The organism is Polaromonas hydrogenivorans (assembly GCF_040105105.1).
GTDB lineage: Bacteria > Pseudomonadota > Gammaproteobacteria > Burkholderiales > Burkholderiaceae_C > Polaromonas > Polaromonas hydrogenivorans.
In genome coordinates, this window is record NZ_CP157675.1 from 1,627,868 (window position 1) to 1,647,636 (window position 19,769).

The 19,769-nt window shown below is 62.6% G+C and carries 18 protein-coding genes; 7 read left to right on the forward strand and 11 right to left on the reverse strand.

The features are described from left to right. Positions 1 to 49 precede the first annotated feature (49 nt). Complete coding sequence (alaS, locus tag ABLV49_RS07660) at positions 50 to 2,674, forward strand: alanine--tRNA ligase (protein WP_349281021.1); 2,625 nt, start codon at positions 50 to 52, stop codon at positions 2,672 to 2,674. A gap of 5 nt (positions 2,675 to 2,679) precedes the next feature. On the opposite strand, the gene eutC is transcribed toward alaS, so the two are convergent. From eutC to egtD, 3 genes are all read right to left on the reverse strand, one after another. After that, positions 2,680 to 3,540, reverse strand: coding sequence for an ethanolamine ammonia-lyase subunit EutC (gene eutC / locus ABLV49_RS07665; RefSeq protein WP_349281022.1), 861 nt, complete (start codon positions 3,538 to 3,540; stop codon positions 2,680 to 2,682). Positions 3,541 to 3,561: 21 nt separating this feature from the next. Then, complete coding sequence (locus tag ABLV49_RS07670) at positions 3,562 to 4,890, reverse strand: ethanolamine ammonia-lyase subunit EutB (protein WP_432280024.1); 1,329 nt, start codon at positions 4,888 to 4,890, stop codon at positions 3,562 to 3,564. A gap of 205 nt (positions 4,891 to 5,095) precedes the next feature. Then, the gene (egtD, locus tag ABLV49_RS07675; RefSeq protein WP_349281024.1) at positions 5,096 to 6,127 is read right to left on the reverse strand and encodes an L-histidine N(alpha)-methyltransferase; all 1,032 of its coding nucleotides are present in this window, start codon (positions 6,125 to 6,127) and stop codon (positions 5,096 to 5,098) included. Between the two features lie 313 nt (positions 6,128 to 6,440). Between egtD and ABLV49_RS07680 the strand changes: the two genes are divergently transcribed. Continuing rightward, positions 6,441 to 7,079: a DUF6806 family protein gene (locus tag ABLV49_RS07680; protein ID WP_349281025.1), complete on the forward strand. Its 639-nt coding sequence runs from the start codon at positions 6,441 to 6,443 to the stop codon at positions 7,077 to 7,079. 7 nt (positions 7,080 to 7,086) lie between these two features. Here the strand turns inward: ABLV49_RS07680 and ABLV49_RS07685 are convergent, their stop codons facing one another. After that, positions 7,087 to 7,551 (reverse strand): RcnB family protein, encoded by a 465-nt coding sequence (locus tag ABLV49_RS07685; protein ID WP_349281026.1) that lies wholly within the window; start codon positions 7,549 to 7,551, stop codon positions 7,087 to 7,089. Positions 7,552 to 7,635: 84 nt separating this feature from the next. Next, a complete protein-coding gene (locus ABLV49_RS07690) occupies positions 7,636 to 8,232 on the reverse strand; it encodes a 3'-5' exonuclease (RefSeq protein WP_349281027.1) in 597 nt (198 codons plus the stop codon). 78 nt (positions 8,233 to 8,310) lie between these two features. On the opposite strand from ABLV49_RS07690, the gene ABLV49_RS07695 reads away from it, so the two are divergent. After that, the gene (locus ABLV49_RS07695; RefSeq protein WP_349281028.1) at positions 8,311 to 8,568 is read left to right on the forward strand and encodes a hypothetical protein; all 258 of its coding nucleotides are present in this window, start codon (positions 8,311 to 8,313) and stop codon (positions 8,566 to 8,568) included. Positions 8,569 to 8,634: 66 nt separating this feature from the next. On the opposite strand, the gene ABLV49_RS07700 is transcribed toward ABLV49_RS07695, so the two are convergent. The 3 genes from ABLV49_RS07700 to ABLV49_RS07710 all read right to left on the reverse strand — a co-directional run bounded on the left by ABLV49_RS07700 (position 8,635) and on the right by ABLV49_RS07710 (position 11,687). Further along, positions 8,635 to 9,405 carry a hypothetical protein gene (locus ABLV49_RS07700; RefSeq protein WP_349281029.1) on the reverse strand — a complete coding sequence of 257 codons (771 nt, stop codon included), beginning with the start codon at positions 9,403 to 9,405 and terminating at the stop codon, positions 8,635 to 8,637. Then, positions 9,402 to 10,373, reverse strand: coding sequence for a hypothetical protein (locus ABLV49_RS07705; protein ID WP_349281030.1), 972 nt, complete (start codon positions 10,371 to 10,373; stop codon positions 9,402 to 9,404). Before ABLV49_RS07705 ends, ABLV49_RS07700 begins: the two co-directional genes overlap by 4 nt. 261 nt (positions 10,374 to 10,634) lie before the next feature. After that, a complete protein-coding gene (locus tag ABLV49_RS07710; protein WP_349281031.1) occupies positions 10,635 to 11,687 on the reverse strand; it encodes a quinone-dependent dihydroorotate dehydrogenase in 1,053 nt (350 codons plus the stop codon). A gap of 133 nt (positions 11,688 to 11,820) precedes the next feature. On the opposite strand from ABLV49_RS07710, the gene rpiA reads away from it, so the two are divergent. Next, a complete protein-coding gene (gene rpiA / locus ABLV49_RS07715) occupies positions 11,821 to 12,492 on the forward strand; it encodes a ribose-5-phosphate isomerase RpiA (protein ID WP_349281032.1) in 672 nt (223 codons plus the stop codon). Between the two features lie 36 nt (positions 12,493 to 12,528). Here the strand turns inward: rpiA and ABLV49_RS07720 are convergent, their stop codons facing one another. From ABLV49_RS07720 to yhbY, 3 genes are all read right to left on the reverse strand, one after another. Beyond that, positions 12,529 to 13,200: a glutaredoxin family protein gene (locus ABLV49_RS07720; protein WP_349281033.1), complete on the reverse strand. Its 672-nt coding sequence runs from the start codon at positions 13,198 to 13,200 to the stop codon at positions 12,529 to 12,531. Positions 13,201 to 13,241: 41 nt separating this feature from the next. Continuing rightward, a complete protein-coding gene (locus ABLV49_RS07725) occupies positions 13,242 to 15,299 on the reverse strand; it encodes a M3 family metallopeptidase (protein ID WP_349281034.1) in 2,058 nt (685 codons plus the stop codon). Positions 15,300 to 15,399: 100 nt separating this feature from the next. Further along, on the reverse strand, positions 15,400 to 15,876 hold the full coding sequence (gene yhbY, locus ABLV49_RS07730; protein ID WP_349281035.1) for a ribosome assembly RNA-binding protein YhbY: 477 nt from the start codon (positions 15,874 to 15,876) through the stop codon (positions 15,400 to 15,402). Positions 15,877 to 15,917: 41 nt separating this feature from the next. Here yhbY and ABLV49_RS07735 point away from each other — a divergent pair, with 41 nt between their 5' ends. The 3 genes from ABLV49_RS07735 (at position 15,918) to folP (ending at position 19,691) form a co-directional block, all read left to right on the forward strand. Then, complete coding sequence (locus ABLV49_RS07735; protein ID WP_349281036.1) at positions 15,918 to 16,655, forward strand: RlmE family RNA methyltransferase; 738 nt, start codon at positions 15,918 to 15,920, stop codon at positions 16,653 to 16,655. 149 nt (positions 16,656 to 16,804) lie between these two features. Beyond that, positions 16,805 to 18,733 (forward strand): ATP-dependent zinc metalloprotease FtsH, encoded by a 1,929-nt coding sequence (ftsH, locus tag ABLV49_RS07740; RefSeq protein ID WP_011801990.1) that lies wholly within the window; start codon positions 16,805 to 16,807, stop codon positions 18,731 to 18,733. A gap of 106 nt (positions 18,734 to 18,839) precedes the next feature. Next, positions 18,840 to 19,691 carry a dihydropteroate synthase gene (folP, locus tag ABLV49_RS07745; RefSeq protein WP_349281037.1) on the forward strand — a complete coding sequence of 284 codons (852 nt, stop codon included), beginning with the start codon at positions 18,840 to 18,842 and terminating at the stop codon, positions 19,689 to 19,691. The last annotated feature ends 78 nt before the right edge of the window (positions 19,692 to 19,769 follow it).

Below are 19,769 nucleotides of genomic sequence, written 5' to 3' on the forward strand. Positions count from 1 at the left end.
CAGCTGCCAGACACCGTTCCATGCCCTTTCCTGAGAGTTGATCACCCCCATGAGCACACCCGTTTTCACCGTTGCCGACATCCGCAAGACCTTCCTTGATTTCTTTGCCGCCAAGGGCCACACCGTGGTGCCCTCCAGCTCGCTGGTGCCGGGCAACGACCCGACGCTGATGTTCACCAACTCCGGCATGGTCCAGTTCAAGGACGTGTTCCTGGGCGTGGACAAGCGCCCGTATGTGCGCGCCACGTCGGTGCAGGCTTGTTTGCGTGCCGGCGGCAAGCACAACGACCTGGAAAACGTCGGCTACACCGCGCGCCACCACACCTTTTTCGAGATGCTGGGCAACTGGAGCTTTGGCGACTACTTCAAGCGCGAGTCGCTCAAGTGGGCATGGGAGCTGCTGACCGAGGTCTATAAGCTGCCCGCCGAGCGCCTGCTGGCCACCGTCTATGAAGAGGACGACGAGGCCTACGATATCTGGACCAAGGAAATCGGCTTGCCGCCCGAGCGCGTCATCCGCATCGGCGACAACAAGGGCGGACGCTACAAGTCCGACAACTTCTGGATGATGGCCGACACCGGCCCGTGCGGCCCTTGTTCTGAAATCTTCTACGACCACGGTGATCACATTCCCGGCGGCCCGCCCGGCAGCCCCGATGAAGACGGCGACCGCTTCATTGAAATCTGGAACAACGTGTTCATGCAGTTCAACATGGCCGAAGACGGCTCGGTCACGCCGCTGCCGGCTCCTTGTGTCGATACCGGCATGGGCCTGGAGCGGCTAGCCGCCATCCTGCAGCATGTCCACAGCAACTACGAAATCGACATTTTCGACGCGCTGATCAAGGCCGCTTCGCGCGAAACCGGCGAACAAGACCTGGGCCACAAGAGCCTGCGCGTGATTGCCGACCACATCCGTGCCACCGCGTTTCTGGTGAGCGACGGCGTGAATCCGTCGAACGAAGGACGCGGCTACGTGCAGCGCCGGATTATCCGCCGCGCGATTCGCCACGGCTATTTGCTGGGCAAGAAAACGCCGTTTTTCCACAAGCTGGTGGCTGATCTGGCTGGATTGATGGGCGACGCCTATCCCCGGCTGGCGGCTGATGCGCAGCGCATCACCGAAGTGCTCAAGGCCGAGGAAGAACGCTTTTTCGAGACGCTGGAAACTGGCATGCAGATTCTGGACGCCGCGCTGGCCGATGGCGTCAAGGTGCTGCCCGGCGAAGTGGCCTTCAAGCTGCATGACACCTACGGCTTTCCGCTGGATTTGTCTGCCGACGTGTGCCGCGAGCGCGGCTTGAGCGTCGATGAAGCCGGGTTTGCCGTGGCCATGGACAGGCAAAAAGCCCAAGCCCGCGCCGCCGGCAAGTTCAAGATGGACCGCGCCCTCGACTACAGCGGCACAGGCAACGTCTTCACCGGCTACGAGCACCTCGAAGAAACATCAAAAATCATAGCAATCTATGCAGAGGGGATAAGCGCAGCAGCCCTAAAAGCCGGTCAAAACGGCGTGGTGGTGCTCGACACGACGCCGTTCTACGCCGAAAGCGGCGGCCAGGCCGGCGACGAGGGCGAACTCATCAGCGGATCGGCCCGCTTTGCCGTCAGCGACACGCTCAAGATCAAGGCCGACGTGTACGGCCACCACGGCACGCTGGCCGAAGGCACGCTCAACGTGGGCGACCATGTCAGCGCGCAGGTCAATAAGGTAGTGCGCGCAGCCACCGTGCGCAACCACAGCGCCACGCATCTGATGCACAAGGCCCTGCGCGAAGTGCTGGGCGCGCATGTGCAGCAAAAGGGCAGCCTGGTCAACGTCGAGCGCACCCGCTTTGACTTTGCGCACAACGCGCCCATGACCGACGATCAGATCCGCGAGGTCGAAGTCCTTGTCAACAAAGAAATCCTGGCTAACAGCGCCACCGACGCCAGCGAGATGGACATGGAAGCGGCGCAAAAGACCGGCGCGATGATGCTGTTCGGCGAAAAATATGGCGACACCGTGCGCGTGCTGAGCATCGGTTCGAGCAAGGAGCTGTGCGGCGGCACGCACGTAGGCCGCACGGGCGACATCGGCCTGTTCAAGATCGTGGCCGAGAGCGGCGTGGCTTCGGGCGTGCGCCGCGTCGAAGCCGTGACGGGCCAGAATGCGCTGGCTTATTTGCAGTCACTCGAATCCACCGTGCAGTCAGCCGCCGGAACGCTCAAGGCCAGCCCGTCCGAGTTGCAAAACCGCATTGGCCAGGTGCTGGACCAGGTCAGGTCGCTGGAAAAGGAAGTCGCCGCGCTCAAGGGCAAGCTGGCTTCGTCGCAGGGCGATGAGCTGATGCTGCAGGCCGTCGATGTCAAGGGGCTCAAAGTGCTGGCCGCAAGGCTCGAAGGCGCTGACGCCAAGACGCTGCGCGAAACCATGGACAAGCTCAAGGACAAGCTGAAGACGGCAGTCATCGTGCTGGCCACCGTCGATGGCAGCAAGGTGCAGATCGCCGCTGGCGTGACCAGCGACGCTACCTCCAAGGTCAAGGCCGGCGAACTGGTCAACTTTGTGGCCGGCCAGGTCGGCGGCAAGGGCGGCGGCAAGGCCGACATGGCGATGGCCGGTGGCACCGACGCCACTCACCTCGATGCGGCGCTGGGCAGCGTGCTGGGCTGGGTGAGCGCCAAGCTGTAAGCCGCTCAAGCCTGCGAGTCGGCCGCGTCGGGCGTGTGCGAATGATCCAGCAGGAAATTTTTCTCGCTGACCCTGAGCCGTTCCGGGTCAGCCAGCGTTTCGTCCTTGAGGTCCACGCCGGTCAGTTGCCGCTGGCGCGCTTGCGACAACAGGTAATGCAGCTTGTAGGCGGCTTCCTCGTAGCGCAGGCCGGCAGGGCGCACGTTGGAGATGCAGTTGCGGCTGTCGTCGAGCAGGCCGACGCGCGGCATCCATGTCAGGTACAGGCCCATGCTGTCGGGCGAACTCAGGCCCGGCCGTTCACCGATCAGCACCACGACGGCCTTGGCGCCCAGCAGTTCGCCCACTTCGTCGCCAATGGCGACCCGCCCCTGGCTGACAAGGCAAATCGGCGCGACGGACCAGTTTTCTGCGGCGATCCGGCGCTGCAGCACGCTCAGGAAGGGCGCTGCATTTTGCTCGATGGCGAAGGCCGACAGGCCGTCAACCACCACAAAGGCTAGGTCGTAGGGACGAACGGAAGGCTCCGGGCCGGCAGGTTTCAATCCCTCCAGGGTTTCGCGGGAAGCATCGTCAAGCCGGCGGCCCTTGTCCGGCCGCTGCAGATAAACGGTGCGGTCGGCGGCGGCGCTGTGCAGGCTCAGGCAGGGCTGTTTGCCCGATACCGCGCTGAGCGCCCGCGCCAGACTCGGACCATCGAGCGCCACCAGAACCGCGTCGCGCGCCTGCGCATGGGCCAGCTGAAACGCCAGGTGCGCTGCCGTGGGCAGGCTCACCCCGGCCCGCCCGAGCGCGATGCGCGCATCGGTGAATTGCCGCAGGGTTTCCCACGGATTGGTGGTGACGGGTGAAACTTTCGTGTTCATGGCGTGTTTTTGTTCTCGGCATCAGGGCAGGTGCAGCAGCGCCTTGTGGAAAGCCGGCGGCAGCGACGGGTTCAGCCGGAACTGCGCGTCTTCGCTGAATATCTTCATTTTCTGCAGCCATTCCTCGAACTCTGGCGCAGGCCGCAGGCCCAGCACGCGGCGCGCGTACAGGGCATCGTGGAACGAGGTGGTCTGGTAGTTGAGCATGATGTCGTCCGATCCCGGAATGCCCATCACGAAGTTGCAGCCGGCCACGCCGAGCAGGGTCAGCAGTACGTCCATGTCGTTCTGGTCGGCCTCGGCATGGTTGGTGTAGCAGACATCGCAGCCCATCGGCAGTCCGAGCAGCTTGGCGCAAAAATGGTCTTCCAGCCCGGCGCGAATGATCTGCTTGCCATCAAACAAATATTCGGGGCCGATGAAGCCGACCACGGTATTGACCAGCAGCGGCTTGAAACGGCGCGCCACGGCGTAGGCGCGTGCCTCGCAGGTCTGCTGGTCCATGCCGTGGTGGGCATTGGCCGATAGCGCGCTGCCCTGGCCGGTCTCGAAATACATCACGTTGTCGCCCAGCGTGCCGCGCTGCAGCGACAAGGCCGCGCTGCGCGCCTCGCCCAGCAGGGCCAGGCTCACGCCAAAGCTGCGGTTGGTCGCCTCGGTGCCGCCTATGGACTGGAACACCAGGTCCACCGGCGCGCCCCGGTTGATGGCTTCAATCGTGTTGGTGACGTGGGTCAGCACGCAGGACTGGGTTGGAATGGCGTACTGGCTGATGATCTCGTCCATCATCGTCACCAGCTTGATGACCTGCGGCACGTTGTCGGTGGCCGGGTTGATGCCGATCACGGCGTCGCCGCTGCCGTACAGCAGGCCGTCGAGCAGGCTGGCGGCAATGCCGCTGGCGTCGTCGGTCGGGTGGTTGGGCTGCAGCCGCGTGGCCAGGCGGCCCGGCAGACCCAGCGTGTTGCGGAACCGCGTGACCACGCGGCATTTCTTGGCAACCAGGATCAAGTCCTGGTTGCGCATGAGCTTGGCTACAGCCGCCGCCATCTCGGGCGTGATGCCCGGTGCCAGCGCCGCCAGCACCGCGCTGTCCACTTCGTCGCCCAGCAGCCAGTTGCGAAAGTCGCCCACCGTCAGGTGGCTGACCGGCGCAAAGGCCGCCGCATCGTGCGTGTCGATGATCAGCCGGGTGATTTCATCGTCCTCGTACGGCACCAGGGCTTCGTTCAGAAAAGTGGCCAGCGGCACCTCGGCCAGCGCCATCTGCGCCACAGCGCGCTCTTCGGCGCTGTGCGCGGCCACGCCGGCCAGCAGGTCGCCGGAGCGCGCTGGCGTGGCCTTGGCCATGAGGTCTTTCAGGTCGTGAAAGCCGTAAGTCCTGAATCCTGCGGTGTGGGTGTACTGATGGTGTTTCACGGTGCGCTCAGGTCAAATTTGGCATGGTAGCCAGGATTCGCCAAACCAACGGATGAGGTTGTATTTGCTATTAAATATGTAGCTGATAGTGCCCGTGCATATTGCGCAAAAGGCTTATTTTGCTTGTAAAAATGGCCTAAACCGCTGCCCAGAACACCGCGAACCAGTCCTGCTGGTCGCTCCAGCGCCGGACCTGCCTGAATCCGGCCTGCTTCAGCAGCGCCGCCATGGTCTCTGCCGTGTATTTGTAGGAGCTTTCGGTGTGAATCCGCTCGCCCGCCAGGAAGCGGCGCGAGTGGCCGGGCCAGCTGACCGTCAGGCCGCACAGCGCTTGCAGGTGCATCTCGATGCGCGACTGCGCGGCATTGAACAGCGCGACATGCCGCCATTGCCGAACGTCGAAATCCGCCGCCAGCAACGCGTTGACGTTCAAGAGCAGGTTTTTGTTGAAAGCCGCCGTCACGCCCAGCGCATCGTCATAAGCCGCTTCGAGCGTGGCCGTGTCCTTGACCAGGTCGATGCCCAGCAGCAGGCCGTGCGCCTTGCCCAGCGCCGGATCGGCCATCTGCCGCAAAAACGCCAGGGCCTGCGCCGGCTGGAAATTGCCAAGGCTGGAGCCGGGATAGAAAAACACCCGGTCACGCTCCTGGACCGCGTCGGGCAAGGCCAGGCCGGCCGAAAAATCCATGCCGACGCCCACGATGTCGAGCGCCGGAAAACGGTGTTGCACCTGTCCGGCGGCATCGCGCAAAAAATCCACCGAAATATCGACCGGCACATACTGGCGCGGCTGAAGATGGGGAATCAGGGCCATCGCCTTGGCGCAGTTTCCCGCGCCCAGGTCAATCAGGCACGGATGGCTCAAACCATGTTCCGCCAGCGTCCGGGCCATCTGCGCAGAGGCCGCTGCAAAGATACCGGCCTCGGTGCGTGTCGGGTAGTACTCGTCCAGCGCCGTGATGGCTTCAAACAGCCTGGAGCCCAGTGGGTTGTAAAAAAACTTCGGGGACACGCTGGCAGCATCAGCCATCAGCCCTTCGGTGAGTTCCCCGGTGACGGTGCGGGCTTGCTGGCCTGACGAATCCTGAGGGCGCAGGTTGATGAACCGGGGCGTCGGCACAGGCGGCGTGGCCAGCGGCAGGTCAAAAAGAGTGTCGGGGAGTTTCAAGGGGGCCTTGGCGGTGGTGCTGAAAACACCTGATTTAAAAACGGTTTTACCAGGGCGCCTGTAGGACTACATCGTTTGAGGCGGCTGCCGGATACCCGGTTTTGCGGACGTTTTGGCGCCAGGGTGCATGGTGGCACAATAGCTTTCAGACCTTTGCGGGGCCGCACAAGGCGGGATGCGAAGCCGGTTTCGCTGGCGTGCCCCATTTTTTTCAGCATCATTTTTAAGAATCCCGGTGTTTTATGGGCTCACGGACCGCATGAGGCGGCTTCCCGAGGCCCATTGACCCCTTGAAAGTGGATAAGATAATTCCATGTCGCGCTACAACACACCATTTGAAATTCACGTTCACGGCGAAGTGCCTTTGCGTGCCGAAGTCAGCTTTGAGCAACTGCAGGAGGCGCTCAAGCCGCTGTGGAAATACGGCGGCTCCAAGTCGCTGGCGGCAGGCGCGGCCAGCTTCTATGAGGAAGAGCCCGGCATCCGCTTCGATGCGCCCAAGCATTTGCTGCAGATGTGCTGGACGGTTCCGGGCGGCGACGATTTTCGCCAGGCGCTCGATGAAATGTGCATGGGCCTGAATGAGCTGGCCGAGGTCGGCGCGCCGATTGAAGTCACCTTCTACGATGCCGACTTCGACGAGGAAGAGGGCGGCAGCGAGGACGAGGAAGCCCGCGACGACTTCGTCATTTATTTTGTCGGCCCCACGCCGGCCGCCATCATGCAGGTCCAGCGCGATTTGCTGGTGCAGGATCTGATCGGCCTGATGGAGCGGCATTTTGACGGCTCCGAACTGGGCGAGGTCGTGCAAGCCGTTGACAATCTGTTTGGCCGCCGCTTCGACGATCTGGCCAATTCAATGCAGCTCGGCCGGCCGCCACGCGGCCCGGGCGGCTCGCAAGGCGGCGCCGGCCACGGCACCGGCGGACGCAAGCCCCGCCACCTGCACTGAGCCGTGCTTACTGGCTGAGGATCAGCTGCGCAATGACGCCGGTGGCAATGGCGATCAGCGCATAGTCCGCACCCACCTGAACCCATTGCTGGCCCCGGGGCGGCGCGTTCAAGTGATGGTCGCGCCAGTTGTTCACCACGTATTGGCGGTTGCGGTATTCCTGCGGAATGCGTCCGCCGCGATGGAACTGCGGGCCTCGGGCGCCATAATTCCGGTCGCCGCGGGCGTCCTGACGATCAAACCCGCGGTTGCCGTAATTGGGGCCGTTGCGGTTGTCGCGCTGGTCGCGGTGGTCCCGCTGGTCAAAACCACGCGGACCCGAATCGTGCCCATCCCGGCCCATGGGGCCACGCTGCTCGGCGCGCGATGATTCGCGGTCCGATCCGCGACGGTCATCGTTATCCGCGAAGGACAGCGAGGTGAAGCTGAAAGAGGCGGCGGCAATGGCGCAGATGATGGCTTTGGATTTCATGGAGTCACTCCAGTGGTTGGTGTGACTTGATCTTCATGCTTCAACATATCGGCCGTGCAAATGCCCGGACTCCTTTTGTAAAGTTCAGTCCAGCCCCAGCGCCTGATACACGCGAAGCGCCGCATACGCGTCGTTGGCGGCATAAATCAGCTGGGACTCCTGCAAATGCACATTCGCCCAGTTCGAGGTGGTGGCCTTGCGTGACTTGATGAAGCGCCGGTTGAACATCACCGCCACCGCGCCGCGCACGCCCATGTCCTTTCGGTAGCCGCGCTCCCTGAAGACGGTGTTCAGGTCCAGCACGCCCTGCGGGTCCACGCCCAGTTTGTGAATGATGCGGCGGCGGTCGTCGCCCAGGCCAAAGCCGGCCTTGATCACCCGGTGGGTCTCCAGCAGCACGGCGACGGCGCGGCGGCATTCGGCGTCTTCCAGTTGAAAGATGTAGGCCCGGTCCAGCGTCGAAAGCTGCACGATGTGCGGTCCGGTGGAGGCTTCGTTTTTGGCGAACGTCGGCTTGGACTCGGTGTCGAAGCCCAGCGCCGTGACGCCATCGAGTTCCTCCAGCGCGCGGGCCGCCTGCTCGGGGTTGGCGATCAGCTGGATCTGATGCAGGTTGAGGCGCTCGAAAGGCTCAAGCAGGGCAATCTGCTCTTTGTCCGGGGTGGGGTGGTGCTCGGTCATGAAATCCAGTGCGTGAAAATAGGGCTAGAGCTTACAGCCGTAAGCTGCCAGCCGACAACCCACCGCAATCGAGACACCATGGCCTCCGCCAAAAGCATCACCACCGAGAACTACAAGCTTTTCCCGTCGCCGCGCAACCGGCACCGGGCGATTTTCCAGCATGAGGTGTTTGTGCCTTACCCCTACATGCTGATCGACCTGGAAAGCTACCACTTCAAGGGCCAGTACAGCCTGTTTGCCGCCTACCGGCTGAGCGACCAGAAGATGGGCCAGCTGGTCACGCTGGACCTGCCGGAGGACGAGGTCAAATTCAAGGCCCGGTTTGTGCCTGATTGAGGCATAAAAATGCCTTTTGCGCGTGCAGTGCATGCTTGAGTAGCTATCTATTTCATAGCTTCTGGCTTATCTGATCACGCCTGATTCCGGACTTCTGCGGCCGGGCGCTGGATACTGCGGCGGCGGCACGGCACGCGGGAAAGGAAGCCTGAAAATGGGGAATTCAGGCGTCGGCGTACTGCGGCTTCTGTTGCGGTAGTACAGCGTCCAGCCGATGGACTGCCGGATCGCTTCATCTGACACCCGGTAGGCGCGGCCGTCGGCCAGCACGCCCCGGCTGTTCACGTCAATGCGCCAGCCGGCGGGGACCGTTGCCACGACGGGCAGCAGGGTGCGTGCCTCGCCCTCGACCACGGTGATCTGCAGGTGCGGGCCGGCCGGCATGACGGCATAGACGACCTTGCTGAACTGCTGGCTTTTGGTGCCCAGCGATTCGACGCAGGCATCCGACTTGTCAACGAAAATCCGGCCGCTGCGAAACAGGCTCACCACCAGGCAGCCCAGATCCTGGAACAGGCTGGGGTCGGTGTTTTCGTCGATTTCGAGGTAGCCGCCGTTCGAGAAATCGATCTTCATGCGCGTTCCCGGGCCGGTATAAAAGCGGTCGCCGGCCAGCAGCGCCTGGCCGAGTTGCGCGGGCTGCCCCGCGCCGTGGTTGCCCCGGTCAACAAAGGCATTGGACCCCTCGATGGACGTGATCCGGCCGACCGGGCGCAGCATAGGCGGTCCCTGGCCCGGGCCGGGCGCTGGTGGCAAGGGCGCGCAGGCTGAAAGCAGTGCCGCCAGCGCGGCCAGGCTGATGAGGCCGGGCAGGTGCGGGATTTTTTGCGTATTCATTTCGCGCCTCCTTCAGGACGTAAAAACAGGTTGGCCTGGCCGATCACCTGGACGGTCAAAACGGTCTCGCCCGGATACCAGATGGCTTTTCGTTCGGCTGGCAGCCACAGCAGCAGGTTTTTGTCGTTGCGTGTCATCAGGTTGCCCCTGACGGCCGGACCTTCCTTGAATGCAAGGCTGGCCACCGGGTAAACCGCAGCGCGCACCAGGATGCCGAAGGCCACCGGCAGCAAGAGCGTGTACACCATGGCATAGACCGCCAGCACCAGGCGAAAAGCCCGCGCCAGCAACTGGGGCTTGATGGCGGCGTTGAAGGAAAAGGCCAGACTGATGGCGATCAGCAGCACCAGGTAGCCATCAAGCAGGCGCCGGAATTCGGCCAGCAAAAAGACGCTGCAGCGCTCGCCCTGCATCAGCAGCGAGGCCGCAACCGCCGGCGGCAAGCCGGTGCCGGTCAGCGGAATCAAGGCCCTGCAGTCGTCCGTGGCCTGCACGCCGGTGCGAAACAGCAGGCTGTCGATGCGCCCCAGGGCGAGCAGCGGATAAAAGAATCGGTCGGTGTGCGCAATCAGCAAAATGACCACAGCCGTGAGCAGCAGCGTGCCCTTGAGCGCCGGGCGTGCGGCGCCCAGTTCAGTGCGTTTGGCGCTCAGCCATTCGCCGACACGGCGCGCGCCCCGGGCAAGCGGCCCGATTTCGCCCAGCAAGGCCACCAGCACCAGCACGCTGACCCCTGCGGCGCCCAGCGCCAGGACCATTTGCAGCAGGTGGGCCGTGACCGCGAAGAAGAAGCGCGCGCCCTCCAGCAGCATGTCCTCGTGCTTGAAATCGACCACCCGCCCGAGTCCGAGCATCGTGAGGTGGGCATGAAATGCGTAGTAGCCGGTGGCGTAGCAGATGGCCGTCAGCGCGGCCAGCGCGCCGCCAAGCCAGGCAATCGACTCCTTGAGCCGCTGAAGCAGTTCCATGCCGCCTCCCTCGGTATTTTGACGACGATCCGGCAGTCCTGCGACCGTGGCCCTCCCGGCAAGAGAGGCGCTGGCCGCCTGCGGCTGGCGCAGGCGGGCTGATTTCCAACTCTATACGCACCGCTGCTTGATGTCGGCATTTCAGCGCAGGCAAAGTTTCAGGAAACGCGTAAATGATGTTACGCAGTGAACTTGCCGCAGCGGCTCCTGGCTGGCTGATAGCTATAAAAATAATAGCTGCTTAGGCTTGCGGATATTGCGCTAACGGCTATTTTTGATCGAATTTGCGGCTTCGGCGACCAGTGCCGGGCCTTTGTAGATCAGGCCGGTGTAGATCTGCACCACGTCGGCGCCCGCCTTGATCTTGGATACGGCATCAAGCCCGCTCATCACGCCGCCCACGCCGATGATAGGAAAGCCCTTGCCCAGCGCGGCGCGCAACTGGCCGATCACGCGGTTGCTGGCTTGGAGCACCGGCGCACCGCTCAGGCCGCCGGCTTCTTCGGCATGGCGCAGGCCCTTGACGGCCTCGCGGCTCAGCGTGGTGTTGGTGGCCACCACGCCGTCCATGGCGTGGCGCTTGAGCGTGGCGGCAATCACCGCGACCTGCGCATCGTCGAGATCCGGCGCGATTTTGACGAATATCGGCACGCGCTTGCCGTGCCGGCCGGCCAGCATTTCGCGGCGCTCGGCGATGCGGCCGAGCAGGGCGTCCAGCGCTTCATCGCTTTGCAGCGCGCGCAGGTTCTTGGTGTTGGGGCTGGAGATGTTGACGGTGACGTAATCGGCATGCGGGTACACGCCGTCGAGGCAGATCAGATAGTCGTCCACCGCGTTTTCAATCGGCGTTGCGGCGTTCTTGCCGATGTTCAGGCCGAGCAGCAGGGCGTTTTTCGCGCCTTGCCTGCGCACGTTCGACTTCTGCACATTGGCCAGGAACGCGTCCAGGCCGTCGTTGTTGAATCCCAGGCGGTTGATCAGCGCATTCGCTTCGGGCAGGCGGAACATGCGCGGCTTGGGGTTGCCGGGCTGGGCCTTGGGTGTGACGGTGCCGACTTCGACAAAGCCGAATCCCATGGCGGCCAGGCCGTCGATGCAGCGGGCATTCTTGTCCAGCCCTGCGGCCAGGCCCACGCGGTTGGAAAACTTCAGTCCGGCCAGCTCGATGGGGTCGCTGACCTTGCTGCTGCAATAGGCCGCCGACAGCAGCGTTCCCTGGGTGCGCGCCAGCGAGGCCATGGTCAGTTCGTGGGCGGTTTCGGGGTCAAGCCCGAATAAAAAGGGACGGGCCAGGGCGTAGGGGAGCAGGGACATTGGATAATTCGGGCAGGTAGCGGTGGATTTGTGCGGGCCTGGCAAAGCGCACTGGCCTGCAGGACATGAGTCCTGATTGTCGCAAAAACCCGTCTCATCCCAACCCCATCTTCCAAACCTCGCAAAGCACACCATGACCCAAGACGAACTCAAAACCCTGGTCGGCCAGGCCGCGCTGAATTATGTTGAAGCCGGCAGCATTGTCGGTGTCGGCACCGGCTCCACGGTCAACAAATTCATCGACGCGCTGGCCAGCATGAAAGATCAGATTGCCGGCGCCGTGTCCAGTTCTCTGGCTTCGACCGAGCGGCTGCAGGCGCTGGGCATCAAGGTGTTTGATGCGACCGAGGTGGACGAGCTGGCCGTGTACATCGACGGCGCTGACGAGATCGACCACGCCGGCCACATGGTCAAGGGCGGCGGCGCGGCGCTGACGCGCGAAAAAATCGTGGCGGCGCAGTCGCGCAGGTTCATCTGCATTGCCGACAAGTCCAAATACGTGGCCACGCTGGGCGGTTTTCCCCTGCCGGTCGAAGTCATTCCCATGGCCACCCGGCGCATTGCGCGCCAGTTTGAAGCGATGGGCGGCGCGGCAACCGTGCGCCACAAGGACGGCAAGCCGCTGGTGACCGACAACGGCCAGCACATCCTGGACGTGACCGGCCTGAAGATCGCCGATCCGCTGGTCTTCGAGTCCGAGGTCAGCCAGTGGCCCGGCGTGGTGACGGTGGGAGTGTTTGCGTTCCAGAAGGCCCATGTGTGCCTGCTGGGAACGGACGATGGCGTTGAAACCCTGGTGTTTTAAGCCAGGCTTTCCCAGGCTTGCGGCCCGGGCAGGCGCTTAGAACTTGATGCCGGCCGGGTTGCTGGTGCTGGCCGGTGGCTGGACCGGGCGCGCGGCGGGCTTGACGACTTTTGCTTCGCCTTCGCCAGCCGGCGTGGTGCCCGGGGCTGGCGCAACCGCGACCAGTGGCGCTGGAGCCGGCGGGCGGTAGTTTGACGGCAATGCCGACGACTTCGGATAACCGGCGGCATTCAGGAATTGCGTCCATTCGGCATCCGAAAATCCCTTGATCTGCTGGCTTCCGATGGTCAGGAAAGGCAGCGAGGTTTCACCGCTCAGGCGCTGCAATGCGCCACTGTCCGCAGCCGTCGTGACTGTTTTTTCGCTGAAGGGAACGCCCCGACTGGTCAGCAGGGAACGGCCGGCACCGCAAGGCGCGCAGTTGTCGGAGGTGTACAAAACCACCGGGTATTTGAGCGTCACCTGCCTCAACTCGTAAGGCAGGCCGGCAAACGCTTCGCCGCCTGCCGCGCTGGCAGCGGTTTCGCTGACCTTGGCATTGCTGGCCGAGGGCGGTGGTGGCCGGTCGGAAAAAGTCACCTTGCCATCCGGCCCGATGATGCGGTAAACCTGCTGGGCCTGCAGCAGCGGCGAGGCAAGGCTGGCAGCCACCGCCACCAGAGCCAGCAAGGCTTTTGGGGCCAAAAAATGCAGCTTGCTTGATTTCATGGGTTCCAGTCCGGTCATATGACGTACTTTCAGCAGGGCTTTCAAGCCATGCCCTGGTGGCGCAGCAACGCGTCCAGCGAAGGCTCGCGGCCCCTGAAGGCCTTGAACGACTCCATGGCCGGGCGGCTGCCGCCGGCCTCCAGGATGGCCTGGCGGTATTTTCTGCCGGTTTCCACGCTGACCGTCGATTTGCCGGAGGCTTCGCTGGTCTCGTCGTTGGCGGCTGCGGTTTCTTCAAAAGCGGCATAGGCGTCGGCCGACAGCACTTCGGCCCATTTGTAGCTGTAGTAGCCGGCCGCGTAGCCGCCTGAAAAGATATGGCTGAAGGTGTGCGCCGTGCGGCTGTAGGCCGGGGCGGAGATCACCGCGACTTCCCGGCGCACCTCATTGAGCAGGCCCATCAGGTCTTCGTCGGGGTTGTGCGAGGTGTGCAGCAGCATGTCGAACAGCGAAAACTCGACCTGGCGCAGCGTCTGCATGCCGCTCTGGAAGTTCTTGGCGGCCAGCATTTTTTCAAACAAGGCGCGCGGCAGCGGCTCGCCGGTATCGACATGGGCCGTCATCTGCCTGAGCACTTCCCATTCCCAGCAGAAGTTTTCCATGAACTGGCTTGGCAGCTCGACCGCATCCCATTCGACGCCGCTGATGCCCGAGACATCATGCTCGTTGACCTGCGTCAGCATGTGGTGCAGGCCGTGGCCGAACTCGTGGAACAGCGTGGTCACGTCGTCGTGCGTCAGCAGGGCCGGCTTGCCGCCGACGCTGTCGGCAAAATTGCAGACCAGATGGGCGATGGGGGTTTGCAGCTTGCCGGTGTCGGGGCGCAGCCAGCGGGTGCGCACATCGTCCATCCAGGCGCCGCCGCGCTTGCCGGTGCGGGCCGGCTGGTCGAGGTAGAACTGGCCGACCAGTTCGCCGTCGCGCTCGATGCGGTAGAAGGCCACGCCGGGTTTCCACACGGGCGCCGAATCCTCGCGAATCTGCACTTCGAACAGGGTTTCGACAATCCTGAACAGGCCGGCAAGCACCTTGGGCGCGGTGAAATATTGTTTGACTTCCTGCTCGCTGAAGGCATAGCGCGCTTCCTTGAGCTTTTCGCCGATGTAGGCGTAGTCCCAGGCCTGCGGGTCGGTCTGATTCAGATGTTCGGCCGCAAACGTGCGCAGGTCGGCGATGTCTTTTTCAGCATACGGGCGGGCGCGTCGGGCCAGGTCGCGCAAAAAGGCGACGACTTCTTCAGGCGACTGGGCCATCTTCGCGACCACCGAGACTTCGCCGAAATTCTGGTAACCGAGCAGCCGGGATTCCTCCTGGCGCAAGGCCAGGATTTCACGCATCACGGCGCTGTTGTCGAACTGGCTGAACTCGGCCGGGGCCTGGTCGCTGGCGCGCGTGGTGTAGGCCTTGTAGAGCTTTTCGCGCAGGGCGCTGCTTTCGGCGAACTGCATCACGGGCAGGTAGCTTGGCATCTTCAGGCTGAGCCGGTAGCCGGGCTTGCCTTCGGCCTCGGCCTGCGTTTTAGCGGTTTGCAATACGTCCTTTGGAATGCCTGCGACTTCGTCATCGGTGGCGTAGTAGGCAAAGGCATCGGTGGCGTCGAGCGAGTTTTCGCTGAATTTCTGGCTCAGTTCGGCCTGGCGCTCCTGGATTTGCGCAAAACGCTCCTTGGCCGCTCCCGTGAGTTCTGCCCCGGACAGCACGAAATTGCGGATGGCATTCTTGTGCGCCTGGCGCTGCTCGGCATTGAGCGTGGCAACGTCGATGGCCTTGTACTTGGCATACAGGCGCTCGTCGGCGCCCAAGCGGGTCCAGAATTCGGTCACGCGGGGCATCGCGGCGTTGTAGGCCGCGCGCAATTCGGGGGTGTCCGCCACGCTGTTCAGATGGCCGACGGCGCCCCAGGCGCGGCCCAGGTTTTCGGTCGCCACATCGAGCACGCTGGCAATGCCGCTCCAGGTCGCCGGAAAGTCGCTGGCGGTGACCTGCGCCAGCGCGGTTTCGGCCTTTGCCAGCAAATCATCCATGGCCGGGCCGACATGCTCCGGCAGGACGCGGTCAAACAATGGAAGGTCGGAAAAGTCAAGGAGTGGATTGTTCATCGCGTCTAGCTGTGGGCAAGTGGGTTGAATCTAAAGGGCCGGGCGCCCTGAAAAGTGCAAAACCGACCGGAAGGGTCGGTTTTGCGTCTGCTGGGAAGCTTTAGTCCTGCGAGCGTTTCTTGACGCTGACTTGCTGCCTGGGTTTGGCGCGCTTGACGGTGCCGCCCGGGGTCAGGCGCTGGTTGCCGAGCACGCGCAGCATCTTGACTTCTGGCCGCTGGCCATAGCGCGAGCTGTTTTTCAGCACCTTGACATCGCGCGGGCCGGCCATGCGGTCTTCGCTGACCTTTTTTTCCTTTTCCGGAATCGGCCGCCAGAACACCAGCAGCTTGCCGATGTGCTGGATGGGCGCGGCATCGAGTTCTTCGGCCAGGGAGCGAAACATTTCTTCGCGGCCGGTCCGGTCGTCGGACTGCACCCGTACCTTGATGAGGCCGTGGGCGTTCAGCGCGGCGTCGATTTCTTTTTTCACGCCGTCCGTGAGGCCGTCGGAGCCAATCATGACGACGGGGTTGAGATGGTGCGCTTCAGCGCGGTGGTCTTTGCGCTGGGCAGGGGTAAGTTGTATTTGAGCCATGCCTAATTATCGGTGGAGTCGGGAAGACGACAATAGGCCCCATGAAAGTAAATGCCAAGTCAGACCATAAGCTACTTCCCAAAGTCACCAAGGTGATTGCCAAGGGCGATGCAAAAGGTAAAAAAGTTAACAAAGCGTGGTTGCACGACCACATCAACGATCCCTATGTCAAGCAGGCCCGCAAAGAGGGCTACCGTGCGCGGGCAGCCTTCAAGCTGAAGGAAATGGACGAAACGCTGGGGCTGATCAAGCCCGGCGACTGCGTGGTCGATCTGGGCAGCACGCCGGGCGCCTGGAGCCAGTATGTGCGGCGCAAGCTCTCGCCGACAGGCGCGGCCGTGGGGGCGCTCAATGGCCGCATCATCGGGCTGGACCTGTTGCCCATGGAGCCGATTGAAGGCGTCGTGTTCATCCAGGGCGACTTTCGGGAGCCCGAAGTGCTGGCAAAGCTGGAGCAGGCTTTGTCCACGGAGAAAGGACCGGTGAAGGTCGATCTTGTGATTTCAGACATGGCGCCCAACCTGTCTGGCATTGAGTCGGCGGACGCGGCGCGCATTGCGCATCTGGTCGAACTGGCGGTGGAGTTTGCCCAGAGCCGCATGAAGCCGGACGGCGCGCTGGTCGTCAAGCTGTTTCACGGCAGCGGTTATGACGATCTGGTCAAGCTGTTCCAGGCCAGCTTCAAGGTCGTCAAGCGCATGAAGCCCAAGGCTTCGCGCTCAAATTCATCCGAAACTTTTTTGGTCGGCAGAGGCTTGAAAAACGTGACGCCCGTGTGAAATGCTTCGCCTGAAGCCGAAATATTGCGTTAAATCCGTGTCAAGCAAAGGGATGCAAGCCGCAATGCCCGGGTTTAAGCCCTTGAAACGCCTAAAATCAGGCGCATGTGCCATCCAATCGGTTTTGGATTCATACATCGGAGTAGTCCTTGAATAATCAGTGGTTTTCTAAAATTGCAATCTGGCTGGTCATTGCCATGGTGCTGTTCACCGTGTTCAAGCAGTTTGATACACGCGGCGGCGCAGGCTCGAATTACCTGGGCTATTCCGAGTTCCTCGAAGAGGTTCGCGGCAAGCGCATCAAGGCCGCGACCATCGCGGAAGGTCAGGGCGGCACTGAAATCATTGCCACCACGACCGACGACCGAAAAATCCGCACCACGGCAACCTACCTTGACCGTGGCCTGGTCGGCGACCTGATCGCCAACGATGTGAAGTTCGACGTCAAGCCGCGCGAGGAAGGTTCCCTGCTCATGACCCTGCTGGTCAGTTGGGGGCCGATGCTGCTGCTGATTGGCGTGTGGGTGTATTTCATGCGGCAGATGCAGGGCGGCGGCAAGGGCGGCGCCTTCAGCTTTGGCAAATCCAAGGCGCGCATGCTCGACGAATCGACAAATACCGTGACCTTTGCCGACGTTGCCGGCTGCGACGAAGCGAAGGAAGAAGTCAAGGAAGTGGTTGATTTCCTGAAAGACCCGGCCAAGTTCCAGAAACTCGGCGGCCGCATCCCCCGTGGCCTGCTGCTGGTCGGCCCTCCGGGCACCGGCAAGACCTTGCTCGCCAAGGGCATCGCCGGCGAAGCCAAGGTTCCCTTCTTTTCGATTTCAGGTTCCGATTTCGTTGAAATGTTTGTCGGCGTGGGCGCTGCCCGGGTCCGCGACATGTTCGACAACGCCAAGAAAAATGCGCCGTGCATCATCTTCATTGATGAAATCGACGCCGTCGGCCGTCAGCGTGGCGCGGGCGTGGGCGGTGGCAATGACGAGCGCGAACAGACCCTGAACCAGATGCTGGTCGAGATGGACGGCTTTGAAACCAATGTCGGCGTGATCGTGGTGGCTGCCACCAACCGTCCCGACATTCTGGATGCTGCCCTGCTGCGCCCCGGCCGCTTTGACCGCCAGGTGTATGTCACGCTGCCCGACATCCGTGGCCGCGAACAGATTCTCAATGTCCACATGCGCAAGGTTCCGCTCGGCCAGGACGTGAACGCCAGCGTGATTGCACGCGGCACCCCCGGCATGTCGGGCGCCGACCTGGCCAACCTGTGCAACGAAGCGGCCCTGATGGCGGCACGCCGCAATGCCCGCACGGTGGAAATGCAGGACTTTGAAAAGGCCAAGGACAAGATACTGATGGGTCCCGAGCGCAAGAGCATGGTCATGCCCGAGGAAGAGCGCCGCAACACGGCCTACCACGAGTCCGGCCACGCGCTGCTCGGCAAGATGCTGCCCAAGTGCGACCCGGTGCACAAGGTCACCATCATTCCGCGCGGCCGCGCCCTGGGCGTCACGATGAGCCTGCCGGCGCAGGACCGCTACAGCTACGACCGCGAATACATGCTCAGCCAGATCAGCATGCTGTTCGGTGGCCGCATTGCCGAGGAAGTGTTCATGAACCAGATGACCACCGGCGCCAGCAACGACTTTGAACGCGCCACGGCACTGGCCCGGGACATGGTCACTCGCTACGGCATGACCGATGCGCTCGGCCCCATGGTGTATGCCGAGAATGAAGGCGAAGTGTTTCTGGGCCGCTCGGTGACCAAGACCAACAACATGAGCGAATCGACGCTGCAAAAAGTCGATACCGAAGTGCGCCGCATCATCGACCAGCAATACGCCCTGGCGCGCAAGCTGATCGAGGACAACAAGGACAAGATGCACGCCATGGCCAAGGCCTTGCTCGAATGGGAAACCATTGATGTCGAGCAGATGGACGACATCATGGCCGGCAAGGAGCCGCGTCCTCCCAAGGACTGGACGCCGCGCAATCCGTCCGTTGGCGGTGGTGGCGGCAATGGCCCGAGCGGAGGCAGCCCTGCTGTCACGACCGATCCGGCGCCTACCGTGGCTTGACTGACCAGTCCAGTTCACCAGACAGTCTAAAAACCGGGGCCAGTCCCCGGTTTTTCATTGAGCTGACCATTTCTGGCGGCACTTAAATCGCTAACAAGGAGCTTTTGTGATCTGGCAAACCTCGCGCTTTCAGTTAGACCTGTCGAAGCCTCGCGTCATGGGCATCGTCAATGCCACGCCCGATTCTTTTTCAGACGGCGGCACTTATTATTCGCCGGATAACAACTTTTCAGGCGTATTTGCCTACTGCGAAAAGCTGGTCAAGGAGGGGGCGGATCTATTGGACATCGGTGGCGAATCCACCCGCCCCGGGGCATCGCCCGTGCCGCTGCAGCAGGAACTGGCGCGTGTGCTGCCCGTGGTCCGGCATGCGGTCACGCTCGGTGTTCCGGTCTCGGTGGACACCTACAAGCCCGAGGTCATGCGTGCCGTGCTCGACCTGGGCGCTGACATCATCAACGACATCTGGGCGCTGCGCCAGCCCGGTGCGGCGCAGGCCGTGGCTGAACACCCGAACTGCGGCGTCTGCCTGATGCACATGCATCGCGAGCCCCAAACCATGCAAGTCATGCCCATGGAGGGCGATGTGGTTGCACAGGTACTTGTTTTTTTGCAGGATGCCGCGCGCAGCCTGCAAGCTGCCGGGGTTGAAAAGTCACGCATCGTGCTGGACGCCGGTGTGGGCTTTGGAAAAACCGTGCAGCAGAATTTTGCGTTGCTGGCGCGCCAGCGCGAGTTGCTGGCAGCGGGCTATCCGCTGCTGGCCGCCTGGTCGCGCAAGTCGTCACTGGCGGCCGTTTGTGGCGGCCCGGCGGGTGAGTCGCCGGACGTGGCTGAGCGCATGGTGCCCAGCGTAGCCGCCGCCTTGCTGGCGGTCGAGCGTGGCGCGCGCATCGTGCGTGTTCATGATGTGCGGGAAACCGTGCAGGCGCTCAAAGTCTGGACCGCTGCGAACTGATTAAGCGCTGCTGTTGATTTACCGCATGCACATCGTAGTTAGCGCCAGGTTTAGGCAAAAACCCCCTCCCAAAATAGC